Raw genomic sequence first — 15,447 nt, 5'->3', positions numbered from 1 at the left:
CAGCCCAGAACCGTCGCTTGTCCTCACGCGTGTGCCAACGACCCACACCAACACCTCACCACTCAAGGTGTTGCAACCACCCCTTGAACCCAAGCCGGAGATCTGTCGCTTTCGCGGAACCGCGCTACTGCAGCGTCGCGTACGAGACGCAGGCGTCCCGGAACATGTCGAGCGTCTCGTCCGTCGTCGAGGCGAACACCGACACCCGCGCGACGCCGAGCCGCGTCGTCGCGGTCACGCCGTGGTTGTGCAGCGCCGCGGACAGCGCGGTCAGGCGCCCCTCGGCCGGCCGCAGCACGACGATGCCGGCGCGCTCGCGCGGGTCGCGGCTGGACTCGACCTCGAGCCCGAACTCGTCCGCGATCGCGAACACGCGCTCCACGCGCTCGGTGACGCGCTCCTGCACGGCGGCGACACCCACGGCGGTCAGCCGGTCCAGCGACACCGCGAGGCGGGCCTGCGCGATGGGGTCGATGCGGGTCATCTGGTACCCGGCGGCACCCGGGCGCACGGCGGGGACGTCCACGGGCCAGCCGGTGGTGCCGTGCGGGCCGGACAGCGCCGGACGCAGGCGGTTCAGGGCGCGGTCGCTGAAGGCGGTGAAGCCCGTGCCCCAGCCGGCGTGCAGCCACTTCTGGCCGCCGGTCGCGACGACGTCCGCGATCTCGTACGGGGCGTCGACCACCCCGAAGCCCTGGATCGCGTCGAGGATCAGCAGGCGGTCGCCGATGACCTCGCGGATGCCGGCGAGGTCGGCCAGGTAGCCGGTGCGCCAGTCGACCAGCGACACCGCCACGGCCGTCACGTCGTCGGTCAGGCGCTCCTGGATGAGCGAGGGGGTCATCCACCCGGCACCGGACTCGATGACGACCGGCTGGACCCGGCCGCCGGTCGCCGAGGCGGCGCTCGCCAGCGCGAGCGGCAGCGAAGGGTACTCGTCGGCCGACACCAGCACGCCGCCGGTCAGGCCGAAGGCCGTGTGCAGCAGGCCGGGCGTCGTCGCGGTCTGCGAGACGACCTGGTCCTCGCGGCGACCGACCAAGCGGGCGGCGACCGTGCGGACTCGGGCGTCCTGCTCGTCGAGGGTCTCCATGGCGCCGAAGCGCATGTGCTCCTGGATCGTGCCGAGCACGCGCTGCTCCTCGAGCACGGCGGTCTGCACGGGGCCGAACGCAGCGTGGTCGAGGTAGCCGGGGTCCTCGGAGAAGCCGGCGGCGTACTCGTCGATGTTCACAGGTGCAACCTTCCACGGGACGAAAACCCTGTGAGTCTACTGGGATCGCTGAACGTCAGCGAACCCAGGCCGATCCGCGCAGTAGCGAGGAAGCGTCAGCCGCCGAAGCGCCGCGACCGGAGACCGAAGTCGCGGACGGCGCGCAGGAAGTCGACCTCGCGCAGGTCGGGGTAGAGCGCCTCGACGAAGTAGAACTCGCTGTGCGCGCTCTGCCACAGCATGAAGTCGGACAGCCGCTGTTCGCCCGAGGTCCGGATCACCAGGTCGGGGTCGGGCTGCCCCTGCGTGTACAGGTGGTCGCCGATGAGCTCGGGCGTCAGGACCTCGGCCAGGGTGTCGATCGTGCCGCCACCCGCGCCGTGCGACTCCACGATGCTGCGCATGGCGTCGGCGATCTCGCGGCGTCCGCCGTAGCCGACGGCCAGGTTGATGTGGAGTCCGGTCCGGCCGGCGGTGCGTTCCTCGGCCTGCGCGAGCGCGGACACGAGCGAGTCGGGCAGGCCCTCGTTCGACCCGACGTGCTGGACGCGCCAGTCCGTGGTGTCGGCGAGCACCCCGGCCAGGTCGCCGATGATCCCGACGAGCTCGCTGAGTTCCGCTCCGGCACGCCCGGTCAGGTTGTCGGCGGAGAGCAGGTAGAGCGTCACGACCTCGATGCCGAGCTCGTCGCACCAGGTCAGGAACTCGGGGATCTTCGCGGCACCGGCGCGGTGGCCGTGCGCTGCGGACTCGAGCCCGAGCTGCTTCGCCCACCGACGGTTGCCGTCGACGATCATGGCGACGTGCTTCGGCTTCGCGCTGCCCTCGATCTGGCGGCGGATGCGGCTCTGGTAGGCGCGGTAGAGGATCCCTCGTCCTGCCCATCCCACCCTGCCGGTCACGCACCGAGCGTAGTGCACCGTCGGTCGGAGCGTCCCGAGTGCGGCTCCCCCAGAACTCGTGGCATCCGTTCGGGCACGGGGCTTACAGTCGGCACATGCAGGACGAGCACGAGACCGCCACCCTCCCCCACGTCCCGTTCACCGAAGAGGCCGCGACGACCACGGAGGACACCCGCCCCGCCTGGCGCGGCTGGATCCACCTCGGCGCGTTCCCGTTCGCCATCGCGATGGGCATCGTCCTCATCGCCCTTGCCGACAGCACGGCGGCGAAGGTCGGCAGCGCGGTGTTCATGGCGACGTCGCTGGCCATGTTCGGGGTCTCCGCGACGTACCACCGGTTCCCGTGGGGGCCGACCGTCAAGGCGGTGCTCAAGCGCATCGACCACACGAACATCCTGCTGCTCATCGCCGGCACCTACACGCCGATCGCGATCTGCGCCCTGCCGCACACCCTGATGGTGGTCGTGCTCTGGGTCATGTGGTCCGGCGCCGCCCTCGGCATCGCCTTCCGGGTGCTGTGGATCAACGCGCCCCGGTGGCTGTACGTGCCGATCTACCTGGTGCTCGGCTGCGCGGCGCTCGGGCTGCTGCCGCAGTTCTTCGCGGCGAGCGTCCCGATGACCGTGCTCATCCTGTCCGGCGGTGTCGCCTACATCATCGGCGCGCTGGTCTACGGCTTCAAGCGGCCGAACCCGGTGCCCACCCAGTTCGGCTTCCACGAGGTGTTCCACGCCCTGACGGTCGTGGCCTTCGGCGCGCAGTGGGTCGGCGTGCTCATCGTCGCCCTGGACCCGGTGCGCTGACGGTCGCACGTTCCTTCCCAGAACGCGCGCGATGCCTGGTCGTTCCGGGCGTACTCACCCGGAACTTTCGACCAAGTACGCCCGATCCGCCCAGGTACGCCCGGTTCCGTCAGGCGCTAGCGGGTCAACCGCGCTCGGTGTCGTCCCCGACGTCGGCTCGGCCGTCCTCGGCCGCACGCCGCTCCGACTCGTCCGTCGCCGGACCGTCGACCGCGGTGCCGTTCGCTTCCGCCTCGAGACGCTCGCGGATCTCCGACCGGTAGCGCGTCCGCCGGATGCGCCGGGTCATGTCTACGACCAGGACGATCGTCGCGATCGCCACGAGCGCGATGGCGATGAACCCGACGACACCGGGGGTGACGTTCACGTCCGGCACGACGCTGGGGCTGGGACTGGGGGTGGCGGCGAGTGCCGCCGCGATGGAGCTCACGGGGTCGGTTCCTTGTCGGCAGGGATCCCGGCGAACAGATCGGTCTCCGGGAGCTCGGTGGGCACGCGGGCCTCCACGAGCTGGTAGTCCTCGGTCGGCCACACCGTGGCCAGGAGGTCGTTCGGCCAGTAGAAGAACGCACTGTCCGGCGCCACCTGGCTGGCGTGGGCACGGAGCGCGGCGTCGCGCTGGTCGAAGTACTCGTGCACGTCGACGTGCGTGGTGGCGAGGTCGGGTCGGTCGGCGAACCGCTCCACCCACTCGCGCAGCTGCTCGATCGCGGGGCTGTCCGGGTCGCGGTCCTGCAGCGCCTCGAAGATCGTGCGGAAGCGGCGCGGGTTCATCGTGCGCTCGTAGTAGAGCTTCGCGATCGACCACGGTTCGCCGGCCGCGGGGTACGCAGCGGGATCGGCCGCGGCTGCCCAGGCGGCGACGGACACCTCGTGCGTGCGGATGTGGTCGGGGTGCGGGTAGCCGCCGTTCTCGTCGTAGGTGACGAGCACGTGCGGACGGAACCGGCGGATCACCCGGACGAGCGCCTCGGTGCTGTACTCGAGCGGCACGGTCGAGAACGTGCCCGGTCGGACGGTCTCGCCCTTCTCGGCGTCGGGCAACCCGGAGTCGTGGTAGCCGAGCCACAGGTGGTCGATGCCGAGGGCTGCCTGCGCGGCGGCCATCTCACCGCGGCGGTACCCGGCCATGTCGCGGTGCGCGCGGCTCGTCGCGGGCTCGCCGAGCTGGTCGTTGAGGATGTCGCCGGCCTCGCCCCCGGTGCAGGAGACGACCAGCACCTCGTGCCCCTCGGCCACGTACTTCGCCGCGGTCGCCGCCCCCTTGCTCGACTCGTCGTCGGGGTGGGCGTGGACGGCCAGCAAGCGGTACGGCACGGGACTTCCTCACGTGGGTGAGCGTGGGCGAGCGGAGGACGAGCGGGGACGGGAAGTGCACAGCGACGCGTGAACTACCCTGGGATCAGGATAATCACCCCGGGAGCCCCGAACTGTCCGAACAGCACCACACCGCCACCCTCGACGACCGCTACGGCCGCACCCCGGCCCGAGCGCGCCGCAGCAAGGCCGTCGCGATCACCGCCGCCATCGCCGTGGTCGTGGTCTTCGCCGCCTGGGTGATCTGGGCGGGTCTCGACCAGTCCGACCGCGGCCTGACCGACGACGTCGTGGGGTACGAGGTCCTCTCCCAGCACAGCACGGTCGTGCACTCGCAGGTCTCCGTCGACCCGGGCGTCCGGGCGAAGTGCGCCGTCCAGGTCCTCGACAAGAGCTACTCGATCGTCGGCTGGAAGGAGATCACCCTCGCCCCGTCCGAGCAGCGCACCCGCAGTGTCAGCACCGAGGTGACGACCACGACCCGTGGCGTCACCGGCTTGATCCACGACTGCTGGATTCCCTAGACTGTCCTGATTCGCCTCTCGAGACCGACCACTCGGCCGGTCTCGTTTTTTCATGGTCGAAGGGACAGAAGATGAGCAACGACACGCAGGTCACCTGGCTGACCCAGGAGGCGCACGACCGTCTCCAGGCGGAGCTCGACGAGCTGAGCGGCGAGGGCCGTGCCGAGATCGCGCGCCGCATCGAGGCCGCTCGCGAAGAGGGCGACCTCAAGGAGAACGGCGGCTACCACGCCGCCAAGGACGAGCAGGGCAAGATCGAGGCGCGCATCCGCGTCCTCACGAACCTCCTCAAGCACGCGACCGTCAGCGAAGCGGTCTTCGACGGCACGGTCGAGCCCGGCACCGTCGTCACCGCGGTCATCGCGGGCGACGAGTCGACGTTCCTGGTCGGCAGCCGCGAGATCGTCGCCGAGGGCTCCGACCTGACGGTCTACAGCCCGGTCAGCCCCGTCGGCGCGGCGATCGTCGGCCTCAAGGCCGGCGACAAGGCCACCTACACGGCGCCGAACGGCAAGGAGATCGCGGTCGAGGTCGTCAAGATCGAGCGCTACGAGCCGTAGGCAGCACCACAGACGGACAGGAGGCCCGGGGCGACACCGCCACGGGCCTCCCGTCTGTCCGCTGGTCGCCTCCACGGCCCCGCCCGCCGGGGCGCACCACGGATCCGACAGGACACGCGTCGAACGACTCGTGGATCGTCGCAGGGCTAGTGCTCGAGGAGCTCCGGGCGGAAGCCGACCTCGTGCAGGCGCTGGATGACCTCCTGCGCGTGCTCGGGGCCGCGCGCCTCGATCGACAGGTCGAGGGCCACCTCGTTGATGACCAGGCCCTGTCCGTGGCGGGTGTGCAGGACCTCGACCACGTTCGCGCCGGCGTCCGAGATCACCTGGGCGACCCGGGCGAGCTGGCCCGGACGGTCCGGCAGCATGATGCGGATGCCGATGTAGCGCGACGCGGCGACGAGACCGCGCGTGATCACGCGCTCCATCATGAGCGGGTCGATGTTGCCGCCGCTGAGCAGCACGACGGTGCGCCCGGTGTCGCGGACCGCGCCGGACATGATCGCGGCGACGCCGACGGCTCCGGCGGCCTCGACCACGAGCTTCGCGCGCTCGAGCAGCACGAGCAGGGCGCGGGCGGTGTCGTCGTCGGAGACCGTGACGATGTCGTCGACCAGGTCGCGGATGATCGGGAAGTTCAGGTCGCCGGGGCGGGCGACCGCGATGCCGTCGGCGATCGTCGGTGTCGTCGTGATGGTGACGGGCTCGCCGGCGCGGATCGACGACGGGTAGGCAGCGGCGTTCTCGGCCTGCACCCCGATGACCTTGATCGGTCGTCCGAGCCGCTCGGCCATGCCCTTGACCGCGAGGGCGATGCCGGAGATGACCCCGCCGCCGCCGATCGGCACGACGACGGTGTCCACGTCGGGCACCTGGTCGATGATCTCGAGGCCGAGGGTTCCCTGGCCGGCGATGACGGCGGGGTGGTCGAACGGCGGGATGAAGACCGCGCCGGTGTGCGCAGCGAAGTCCTTGGCGGCGCTCAGGGCTTCCTCCACCGAGTGGCCGCGCAGCACGACCTCGGCGCCGTAGTGGCGGGTGGCCTGCAGCTTCGGCAGCGCGACACCGACCGGGGTGAAGATCGTCGCCGGGATGCCGAGCTCGCGGGCGGCGAGGGCGACCCCCTGGGCGTGGTTGCCGGCGCTGGCCGCGACGACGCCCTTGGCGCGCTGTTCCTCGGACAGGGTCGACAGGCGGTTGTAGGCGCCGCGGACCTTGTACGCGCCGGTGCGCTGCAGGTTCTCGCACTTCAGGTGCACGGGTGAACCGAGCACCTCGGCCAGGAACTGCGAGGTCTCCATCGGGGTGACGCGCGCGACGCCCGAGATGGTCTCCCGCGCCGTCTCGATGTCCGCGAGGGTGGGGATCGAGGCGAGCGTGTGCTGGGAGGCGCTGGTGTCGGTCACTCCCCCATCATCGTCGTTCCGGGCGTCCGCGGCGAACCCGTGACACGAGGGATCGTTCAGCGTCAGCCTGCCGTCCCCTTGACCGCGGTCGGCTGCTCGTCGGTGCCCGGCTTCGGGACGTCGCCACGGCGCTTGCGCAGCTTGAGGACCTTGCGCCGGCGCTTGGTCCGGACGTTCTCGTCGTGCGCGTCCTGCTTGGCCTCGAGCACGTGGTCGGAGTCCATCGTCTTCCACCGGCCGCTCGAGATGGTCGTGACCATGGAGTTGACGGTGGCGATGAGCGGAACGGCGAAGAACGCGCCCGCGATGCCCGCGAGACCCGACGCCGCGGTGACCCCGAGGACGACGGCGAGCGGGTGCACCTTGACGGCGCTGCCCATGACGAGCGGCTGCAGGATGTGTCCCTCGACCTGCTGCACGACCAGGATCACGCCGAGCATGATGACCGCCGCCACCGGGCCGTTGAAGACCAGGGCGACGAACACCGCCAGGAACCCGGTGACGATCGCGCCGACGACCGGGATGAACGACCCGAGGAACACGAAGACCGCGATCGGCACGACGAGCGGCAGCTGCAGGAAGAACGCACCGAGGCCGATGCCGACGGCGTCGACGAACGCGACGAAGATCTGCACCCGGATGAAGCTCGTCAACGTCGTCCAGCCGGCGACCCCGGCACCGTCGATCGCGCTGCGGGCGTTCTTCGGGAAGAGCCGGACCGTCCAGCGCCAGACGTTCTTGCCGTCGATGAGCAGGAAGATCACCGTGAAGATGACGATGAACAGGCCGGTGAGGATGTGCGTCAGCGACGACCCCGCGCTGGCCACTCCGGACAGGATCGAGCCGGAGTTGCTCTGCAGCCAGTCGGTCGCCTGGTTGAGGTAGGAGTTCAGGTCCTTCTGGCTGATCCCGAGCCCGGAGCTGAGCACGAAGTCGCGGATGTTGTCGTACTGCGACAGAGTTCGGTCGCGGAGCGACGGGTAGGCGGCGGCGATCTGGTCGACGACGAGCCAGATGAGCGCCCCGACGGCGGCGAGCCCACCGACCAGGCTGACGATGACGGCGAGCCACTTCGGCACGTGGTGGCGCTGCATCCAGTTCGACAGCGGGACCAGGAGCGCGGCGACGACGATGCCGATGAGGAACGGGATGAGGATCTCGCTGAACAGCGTGACCAGGTAGATGACCACCGCGACGACGCCGACCACGACGAGGATCCGCCACGACCACGCACCGGCGATCCGCATGCCGGGCGGCACCGCGTCATCGACGACGACGGGATCCGTGTGCGGTGTCTTCTTTCCCCAGGCCATGGGCCGATCCTAGCGATCCAGACGTCCTCGCGTTCCAGATACGGCATACGTTCGGACGCCGCGCTGTCGGCGGGGTTCGGTAGCGTCGCCGCATGGTCAGGTCCTCGCTCTCCGCCGCCGAAGCCCGCCGCGTCGCCCTCGCCGCGCAGGGGTTCGGTCGACCACCGGCGACGGACGTCTCGACGCGTGCGGTGAACGCTGCGTTCGCTCGGCTCGGGCTGCTGCAGATCGACTCGGTGAACGTGTTCGAGCGCAGCCACTACCTGCCGCTCTTCGCACGGCTGGGGGCGTACGACCGGTCCACGCTCGACCGGCTGACCCTCGGCCGGTCCGGGCCCTACACCGAGTACTGGGCGCACGAGGCAGCCCTCATCCCGCGCGACGACCTGCGGCTGTTCCGCTGGCGGATGGACGCTCTTCGGGAGCGCGACGCCGGCCCGACCCGGATCGACGGCGTCACCCGCACCGCCGGGGTCCGACGCGAGCTGCACGCGCTCCTGCGTGCCGAGGGGCCGATGCGAGCCAGCGCGGTCGAGCACGAGTCGAACGTCCGCCGTGGTCCGTGGTGGGGCTGGAGCGACGTGAAACTCGGGCTCGAGCAGATGTTCCGCTGGGGCGAGGCCGTGAGCGCCGGACGGTCGGGCTTCGAGCGCGTGTACGCCCTGCCCGAGCAGGTCCTGCCGGCCGGGTTCCTCGAGACGGCACCGCCGCGCGCTGCCGCAGTGCTCGAACTCGTCCGGCACGCCACCCGCGCCCTCGGCGTCGGCACCCGAGCGGACATCGCCGACTACTACCGACTGCGGTCGGACGACACCGCCGGCGCCATCGCGGAGCTCACCGCGGCCGGCGAGCTCCTGCCCGTGCGGGTCGAGGGCTGGGGTGAGCGGGCCTGGCTCCACCCCGATGCCCGGGTGCCCCGGCAGCTGACCGCCGACGCGGTGCTCAGCCCGTTCGACCCGGTCGTGTGGTTCCGCCGACGGGCGGAGCGGATGTACGGGTTCCACTACCGGATCGAGATCTACACACCGGCGCCGAAGCGGGTGTTCGGGTACTACGTGCTGCCCGTGCTGCAGGACGACCGCCTCGTCGGCCGGGTCGACCTGAAGAGCGACCGGCAGCGTGGCGTGCTGCGGGTCCGGACCGCGTGGCAGGAGCCCGGCGAGCACCTCGATGCCGAGCGGCTGGCCGAGACCCTCCGACGCACCGCCGCCTGGCAGGGACTCGACGAGGTCGAGGTCACGGATCGGGGCACGGCTGCAGCCGCGGTCGCCGGGGCGCTCGGCCTCCCGCTGGTCCCGCACGAAGCCGTCGACGACGCCGATGCCCCCGAACCCACGGAGCAGCTCGACGCCGTCGAGGCCTGACCGGCGTCAGAAGCGGTCGGCGTTCGCCCGCAACCGTGCGATGCGGTCCGGCAGCGGCGGGTGCGTCGAGAACAGCCGGTCCATCACGCCGGGGCGCATCGGGTCGGCGATCCACAGGTGCGCCATCGACGAGTTCTGCGTCTGCATCGGACGGCCGTACGCGCCGAGCTTCTCGAGCGCCCGGGCGAGGCCCTCGGGGTGGCGCGTCGTCATCGCACCGGTGGCGTCGGCGAGGTACTCGCGCTGCCGGGACACCGCAGCCTGCACGCCCGCCGCGGCGATCGGCGCCACGACCACAGCCACGATGCCGGCGATGAGCAGCACCGGGTTCGCGCCACCGCCGTTGTCCGAGTTGCGGTTCCGGCCGCCGGACAGGCCGCTGAAGATCGAGATGCGCAGGAGCACGTCGGCGATCAGGCCGACGGCGACCACCAGCCCGAACACCATCGTCGAGACCCGGATGTCGTAATTGCGGACGTGCCCGAGTTCGTGGGCCATCACGCCCTGGAGCTCCTGGTCGTCCATGATCTGCAGCAGCCCGGTCGTCGCCGCGACCACGGCGTGCTCCGGGTCGCGCCCGGTGGCGAAGGCGTTCGGCGACGGGTCTTGGATGACGTAGACCCGGGGCATCGGCATGCCGGTCGAGATCGCGAGGTTCTCGACCGTCCGCCAGAGCCGCGGTTCGGAGGTGCGGTCGATCTCGATGCCACCGGCGATGGCGGTCGCCTGCCGAGCGGCGAAGAAGTACTGCAGCACCGCGTAGCCCAGGGCGACGGCGAGCACGATGACGCCGATCGAGACGTTGCCTGCCAGGTAGCCGCCCAGGAACCCGAGTGCGCCGATGATCAGCAGGAAGACCAGGACGATGACGACGGTGTTGCGCTTGTTCCGCGCGATGGCGCTGTACACGGCAGCTGCGAGGCTGGGGTCAGAACTGGACGCGCGGCGGCTCGGCGATGGCTGCCGGCTCGGCGGTCTCGAAGAAGGTCGCCTCGGCGAAGCCCCGTCGCTTGGCGAACGTGGAGTTCGGGAAGACCCGGATCTTCGTGTTCAGCTCGCGCACGCCGCCGTTGTAGAAGCGCCGGGCGGACTGGATCTTGTCCTCGGTGTCGACGAGTTCGGTCTGCAGCTGCAGGAAGTTCTGGCTCGACTGCAGCTGCGGGTACCCCTCGGCGACCGCGAACACGCTCTTCAGCGCCTTCTGCATGTGTCCCTCGGCCGCGGAGGCCGTGCCGGCGTCACCGGCCGTCAGCGTCTCGGAGCGCGCCTTGGTGACGTCATCGAAGACGGCCTTCTCGTGGGTGGCGTACCCCTTGACCGTGTCGACGATGGTCGGGATCAGGTCGGCGCGCCGCTTCAGCTGCACCGAGATGTCGCTCCAGGCCTCGTCCACACGGACCTTGAGCGTGACGAGCGAGTTGTACGTCACCCAGAGGTAGATCCCGATGATGACCAGGATCACCACCACCACTCCGACGACGATCAGCGTCGTGACGAGTCCGGTGTCCATGCGTGGGTGCTCCTTCTCGCGTTCGGATCCGCGGTGCTGCGTGGCCTGAACGGCCGTCGTGAAGTCTACCGACGCGTCCGCAGTGCTCGCGTCGACCGCCAGGGTTCACGGGCGATTCCCGAGTCACGCACACCGGGCGTTCGGGCTGCGGGGCGAACACGACCGGATGCGGGACATCATCCGCGAGGTGTATTGACCCAGCGGCCCGGATCACGTGGGATGGAGCCGGTGAGCACGCGAGGGGACAACGTGGACGACCGGGCCGTCGGGGGCGACGGCCCTCGTCGTCGTACCCGGTTCGTCGCGCTCGCCTCGGCCACGGCCGTCCTCGCCGCGGCGCTGCTGGCGACGGCAGCCGCACCCGCGTTCGCCGGCACGGCGCCCCACGAACAGGCGACCACCGAACGCGTCAGCGCCGCGAGCACCGCGACCCCCGCACCGGGCGAACTCGTCGGCCCGCCGAGCAGCGGTCGCCCCGGCACCCCCACGCCCCCGCCCGCGTCCACCGGGCGACCGCCCGTCGCACCGACCATCGCCGACCCAGGGGACGTGACGAGCAGCACCGCCCGGTTCCACGGCACCGGGACCCCGGCGCACGTCGTCCGCGTCGCGGGCCCCGCGTCGACCGGTTCGGCCGGGTGCTCGGCCCAGGTGCAGGCGAACGGTTCGTGGTCGTGCCTCGGTACGGTGCGGTCGGGTCCGCAGCAGGTCTTCACGGTGCGGGACGTCACCGCGCCGAGCCAGCCGCCCGCGAGTGCCCCGGCCTCCGACGTCATCGTGCCGCCGACCATCGCGTCCGACCACCCGACCAGTGGCGCGCTCTCCGGCACGGGCTTCCCCGGTTCCACCGTGGTGCTGTCGGTCTCCGGATCGTCGACGCAGCAGACCGCCCCGGTCGGCCCGGACGGTCGGTGGGTGACCTCGCTCGCGCTGCGGTCCGACGCGACCGTCACCGTGACCGCCTCGCAGACCGCCAGCACGGCCCGCGGTTACCGCTCCGACCTGCGCAGCGCATCTTCGGCCCCGGTGCGGATCACGGTCGACCGCACAGCACCGGCGGCTCCGCGGATCACCGCACCCGACGACGGCGACCGCGTCGGTTCGCGCGCCACGGTCGTCCGCGGCACCGGCGAGCCCGGCGCCGACGTGACCGTCTACGTCGACCGCGCACCCGTCTGCCGGGCCGAGGTCGCTGCGAACGGTTCCTGGTCCTGCTCCACCGCGGGGTCGCAGCTGCGGGCCGGCGGACACGACCTCACCGCGACGCAGCACGACGCCGCCGGCAACTACTCGCGGTCGTCCGCGGCCGTGCAGGTCACCGTGTGGTCGACCTCGGGCACCACGAACGGCACCCCCGGCACCCCCGGCACCTCCGGAACCGGCGGGGACGCACCGACCAACGGCACCGGCACCACCGGCAACGGCACCGCCACCGCCACCGCCACCGGCACCGGAACCGACACCACCGGCCCCCCGACCGCACCGGGTGACGGCCAGACCCCCGGCGACGCGGGGACCCCGGCCGGCACCGGAACCGGGAACGCCGGCGGCACCGGCGACGACGGCCCCGGATCGGCGGCAGCGCCCGGTGACGGCACCGACCCGACCGGCACGAGCACCCCCGGGGTCGCAGGCTCCGGCGGCCACACCGACTGGTCGGGCCCCGCGGGCGACTGGACCGCTGCCACCGCCTACGACCGCACCGTGCCGACGATCCAGGCCGCGTTCTCGTGGCGGACCGTCCTGATCGCCACGGCCGTCGCCGCTGGGTTCCTCCTGCTGATCGCCGCACCCCTCGCGCTCGTCGCGGCCGCTGCCCGCGGGCGCATCCGCTCGCCCTTCGCCGGACTGCTCGGGCGGAACCGCTCGCGCTCGGACCGCTCCGGGTCCGACGACGTGCTGCCGACCTGGGTGTCGATCACGGTCGCGGTGGCCGTCGCCGCCCTGTGCACACTGCTCGGCGTGGGCGTCTCGCTCGAGGCCCGCTACGTCCGCCTCGCCATCGCCGTGCTGCTCGGCACCGCGGTGCTCACGGCAGCCGTGGTGCTCGTGACCCGGTGGGCAGCCGGACCCGACCACCGTGCGGTGGGCTTCCGGGTGTCCCCGTGGCTGGTGCTCGCGGCGCTCGTGGCGTGCGGGATCACGCGGGCCGCGGACCTCTCCCCCGCCCTGATCGTCGGGATGGTGCTCGTGCCGTCGGGACGCCCCGACCTGGACACCGCCGCACTGCGCCTCGGCTCCGGGATCGCCGCCGGTGCCCGGAGCGCGACCTGGCGGACGATCGCGCTGCTCGGGCTCGCGACCGCGGGGTGGGTGCTCCACAGCCTGACCGCGGGCGGGGGCTTCTGGTCCGCGTTGACGTCGGAGTTCGCCATCACCCTGTGCGTCGGCGGGGTCGGAGCCGTCGTCGCCACGCTGCTGCCGTTCGCGGGTTCCGCCGGCAGTGCGGTCCTGATGGCCTCGCGTGCCCGGTACGTGGCACTGGCGGTCGTCGCGGTCGCGCTCACCGCCGCGGTCTACTCGGGTCCCGCGGGGACCCACGCGTCGCCGGTGCTGCTCGGCGCGGTCGGCGCGACCTGCGTGGCGGGCGCGATCGGGGCCTGGTTCTGGGCGCGCACCGCGCGACCGGACGCGGCCACCTGACCCGCACCGGGCCTCCCGTCCGCCGTCCCCGCGCGGCGGATACAGTGACGATCGGTGCGTGACGCGCCGTTCGACCGCCCCAGGGAGCGATGATGACCGAGACCCGATCCGACTACGACCCGACGCGGTTCCGCGAGGTGTTCGAGGGCAGCTACACGTACGCGAACGGCTTCGCGCGGAACACCCACCGCTTCGCGGACCGGCCCGCGCTGCGTGACCCGGACACGGGTCGGTCGTGGACCTACGCGGAACTCGGGGACGTCGTCGACCACATCGGCGGGTGGCTCGTCCGGCACGGTGCCGGGCGGGGTTCGGTCGTGATGGTCGAGCTGTTCAACTCGCCCGAGTTCGCGATGCTCTACCTGGCGTGCCACCGCATCGGCGCGGTGTTCTCGCCGACGAACTTCCGGCTCGCGCCCGACGAGGTCGCCTTCATTATCGAGGACTCCGCGCCCGTGGTGCTGGTGCACGACGCGGTGCGCGGCGACGACATCGCCCGAGCGCTCGAGACCGCGCCGCACCGTCCGGACCACATCGTCGTCGTCGGTGGCGACGACCACGCAGCGCACCACGACGACGACCCCGCACACGACGCGCGGGTCGCGTTCACCGCCCTCCTCGCCGCCGACCCCGTCACCCCCGCCGAGCTCGCCGCGACCGAGCCCCGCAGCACCTACGACGAGACCACCCGGCTCTACACCTCCGGCACCACCGGGCGACCGAAGCCGGTGCCCCTGCCGAGCCTGGTCGAGGTGCTCAGCGCCCACGACGTCGTCATGCACTTCCCGCTCAGCCCCTTCGACAAGACGCTCAACATGTCGCCGCTGTTCCACCGTGGCGGCCTGTACTCGGGCGGCCCGAACCCGGTGTTCTACGTCGGCGCCGAGCTCACCACCCTGCGGCACTTCGACGCCGAGCGGGTGCTCGACCTGGTCGAGTCCGAGCGGCTGACGTTCCTGATCGGTGCGCCGCCGAACCTGGTGCAGCTCGCGAACGCGCAAGAGGCCCGGCCCCGCGACCTGTCGTCCCTGCACGGCATCGTCACGATGGGTGCCCCGCTCGACCGCGCCGCCGCACTCCGCTACCAGGAGCTCCTGTCCCCGCGGATCTTCAACGGCTACGGGACGACCGAGACCTTCTGGAACACGTTCCTGCGTCCTGAGGACTTCCCCGACGGTGCCGGCTCCACCGGACGAGCATCGACGGACGACGACGTCGCCGTGGTGCGCGTGTACGAGGACCGCCTGGCCGACCCGAGCGACACCGTGCCGAAGGACGGCTCCGAGATCGGCGAGTTCGCGGTCCGGACCGTGAAGTCCGGCTACTCGTACCGCAACCCGGGGCTCGAGGCGGAGAAGTTCGCGAACGGCTGGTTCTACCCCGGCGACCTCGCCACGTGGGACGAGCACGAGCGGGTGACGATCGTCGGCCGCAAGGACGACATGATCATCTCCGGCGGCGAGAACGTCCACCCCGTCCAGGTCGAGGCCGCGCTGCAGGAGCACCCGGGCGTCGCCGACTCGATCGTCGTCGGGATCCCGGACGAGCGTTGGGGCGAGGTCGTCACGGCGTACGTGGTCCGTGCAGCGGGACGGCTACCGGAGGACGACGTCGCGGCCGCCGCCGAGCTCGAGGAGTGGACGGGCTCGCACCCCGGGCTCGCCCGCTACAAGCGGCCGCGGCGGTACCGGTTCGTCGACGAGCTGCCGTACAACGCGACGGGCAAGAAGGTGCACTACCTCGCCAAGGCGACGGCGGCGGAGGACCAGGCGGCGGGCCGACTGCTCGAGCCGTAGCGCGCTCTGGACGTGCGCGGCGTCGGACGGGAGGCCCGTGGCGGCCCCGCCCCGCGCCTCCCGTCCGTCAGCCGGTCGCGTCCACGGCCGTGCCTG

General features: G+C 71.7%; 14 protein-coding genes. 6 read left to right on the top strand and 8 right to left on the bottom strand.

Features of this window, described 5'->3' with window-relative positions:
• Nucleotides 1-124: 124 nt before the first annotated feature.
• The gene (locus EDF53_RS17585; RefSeq protein ID WP_111084809.1) at nt 125-1,234 is read right to left on the bottom strand and encodes an aminotransferase class V-fold PLP-dependent enzyme; all 1,110 of its coding nucleotides are present in this window, start codon (nt 1,232-1,234) and stop codon (nt 125-127) included.
• 95 nt (nt 1,235-1,329) lie between these two features.
• Nucleotides 1,330-2,115, bottom strand: a complete 786-nt coding sequence (locus EDF53_RS17580; RefSeq protein ID WP_173170760.1) for an isoprenyl transferase — start codon at nt 2,113-2,115, stop codon at nt 1,330-1,332.
• Between the two features lie 95 nt (nt 2,116-2,210).
• Here EDF53_RS17580 and EDF53_RS17575 point away from each other — a divergent pair, with 95 nt between their 5' ends.
• Entirely contained in the window at nt 2,211-2,918 is a 708-nt protein-coding gene (locus EDF53_RS17575) for a hemolysin III family protein (RefSeq protein WP_123294746.1), read from the top strand.
• 124 nt (nt 2,919-3,042) lie between these two features.
• On the opposite strand, the gene EDF53_RS17570 is transcribed toward EDF53_RS17575, so the two are convergent.
• Both EDF53_RS17570 and mca read right to left on the bottom strand, forming a co-directional pair.
• Nucleotides 3,043-3,348: a hypothetical protein gene (locus tag EDF53_RS17570; protein WP_123294745.1), complete on the bottom strand. Its 306-nt coding sequence runs from the start codon at nt 3,346-3,348 to the stop codon at nt 3,043-3,045.
• Complete coding sequence (gene mca / locus EDF53_RS17565; RefSeq protein WP_123294744.1) at nt 3,345-4,235, bottom strand: mycothiol conjugate amidase Mca; 891 nt, start codon at nt 4,233-4,235, stop codon at nt 3,345-3,347. Before mca ends, EDF53_RS17570 begins: the two co-directional genes overlap by 4 nt.
• Before the next feature lie 23 nt (nt 4,236-4,258).
• Between mca and EDF53_RS17560 the strand changes: the two genes are divergently transcribed.
• The gene (locus tag EDF53_RS17560) at nt 4,259-4,759 is read left to right on the top strand and encodes a DUF4307 domain-containing protein (protein WP_165918729.1); all 501 of its coding nucleotides are present in this window, start codon (nt 4,259-4,261) and stop codon (nt 4,757-4,759) included.
• Between the two features lie 71 nt (nt 4,760-4,830).
• Nucleotides 4,831-5,319, top strand: a complete 489-nt coding sequence (gene greA, locus EDF53_RS17555) for a transcription elongation factor GreA (RefSeq protein WP_111084815.1) — start codon at nt 4,831-4,833, stop codon at nt 5,317-5,319.
• A gap of 146 nt (nt 5,320-5,465) precedes the next feature.
• Here the strand turns inward: greA and ilvA are convergent, their stop codons facing one another.
• Nucleotides 5,466-6,725 (bottom strand): threonine ammonia-lyase, encoded by a 1,260-nt coding sequence (ilvA, locus tag EDF53_RS17550; RefSeq protein ID WP_123294742.1) that lies wholly within the window; start codon nt 6,723-6,725, stop codon nt 5,466-5,468.
• Nucleotides 6,726-6,787: 62 nt separating this feature from the next.
• Nucleotides 6,788-8,038: an AI-2E family transporter gene (locus EDF53_RS17545; protein WP_123294741.1), complete on the bottom strand. Its 1,251-nt coding sequence runs from the start codon at nt 8,036-8,038 to the stop codon at nt 6,788-6,790.
• A 92-nt stretch (nt 8,039-8,130) separates the two neighbouring features.
• On the opposite strand from EDF53_RS17545, the gene EDF53_RS17540 reads away from it, so the two are divergent.
• Nucleotides 8,131-9,402 (top strand): winged helix-turn-helix domain-containing protein, encoded by a 1,272-nt coding sequence (locus tag EDF53_RS17540; RefSeq protein WP_123294740.1) that lies wholly within the window; start codon nt 8,131-8,133, stop codon nt 9,400-9,402.
• A gap of 6 nt (nt 9,403-9,408) precedes the next feature.
• On the opposite strand, the gene EDF53_RS17535 is transcribed toward EDF53_RS17540, so the two are convergent.
• Together EDF53_RS17535 and EDF53_RS17530 are read right to left on the bottom strand one after the other, a co-directional pair.
• Nucleotides 9,409-10,311, bottom strand: a complete 903-nt coding sequence (locus tag EDF53_RS17535; protein ID WP_111084819.1) for a M48 family metalloprotease — start codon at nt 10,309-10,311, stop codon at nt 9,409-9,411.
• A gap of 19 nt (nt 10,312-10,330) precedes the next feature.
• Entirely contained in the window at nt 10,331-10,912 is a 582-nt protein-coding gene (locus EDF53_RS17530; protein WP_111084820.1) for a LemA family protein, read from the bottom strand.
• A gap of 228 nt (nt 10,913-11,140) precedes the next feature.
• On the opposite strand from EDF53_RS17530, the gene EDF53_RS17525 reads away from it, so the two are divergent.
• Together EDF53_RS17525 and EDF53_RS17520 are read left to right on the top strand one after the other, a co-directional pair.
• Entirely contained in the window at nt 11,141-13,555 is a 2,415-nt protein-coding gene (locus tag EDF53_RS17525; RefSeq protein ID WP_148058384.1) for an Ig-like domain-containing protein, read from the top strand.
• Between the two features lie 92 nt (nt 13,556-13,647).
• A complete protein-coding gene (locus EDF53_RS17520) occupies nt 13,648-15,351 on the top strand; it encodes a class I adenylate-forming enzyme family protein (protein WP_123294766.1) in 1,704 nt (567 codons plus the stop codon).
• The last annotated feature ends 96 nt before the right edge of the window (nt 15,352-15,447 follow it).

This window comes from Curtobacterium sp. PhB78, assembly GCF_003751685.1.
Classification (GTDB): Bacteria; Actinomycetota; Actinomycetes; order Actinomycetales; family Microbacteriaceae; genus Curtobacterium.
This window is presented reverse-complemented; position numbering and strand designations above follow the sequence as displayed.

Excerpts from the sequence above, each read along its gene's own strand:
- EDF53_RS17575 (WP_123294746.1), top strand. The coding sequence starts at position 2,211 with ATGCAGGACGAGCACGAGACCGCCACCCTCCCCCACGTCCCGTTCACC.
- greA (WP_111084815.1), top strand. The coding sequence starts at position 4,831 with ATGAGCAACGACACGCAGGTCACCTGGCTGACCCAGGAGGCGCACGAC.
- EDF53_RS17545 (WP_123294741.1), bottom strand. The coding sequence starts at position 8,038 with ATGGCCTGGGGAAAGAAGACACCGCACACGGATCCCGTCGTCGTCGAT.
- EDF53_RS17540 (WP_123294740.1), top strand. The coding sequence starts at position 8,131 with ATGGTCAGGTCCTCGCTCTCCGCCGCCGAAGCCCGCCGCGTCGCCCTC.
- EDF53_RS17530 (WP_111084820.1), bottom strand. The coding sequence starts at position 10,912 with ATGGACACCGGACTCGTCACGACGCTGATCGTCGTCGGAGTGGTGGTG.
- EDF53_RS17520 (WP_123294766.1), top strand. The coding sequence starts at position 13,648 with ATGACCGAGACCCGATCCGACTACGACCCGACGCGGTTCCGCGAGGTG.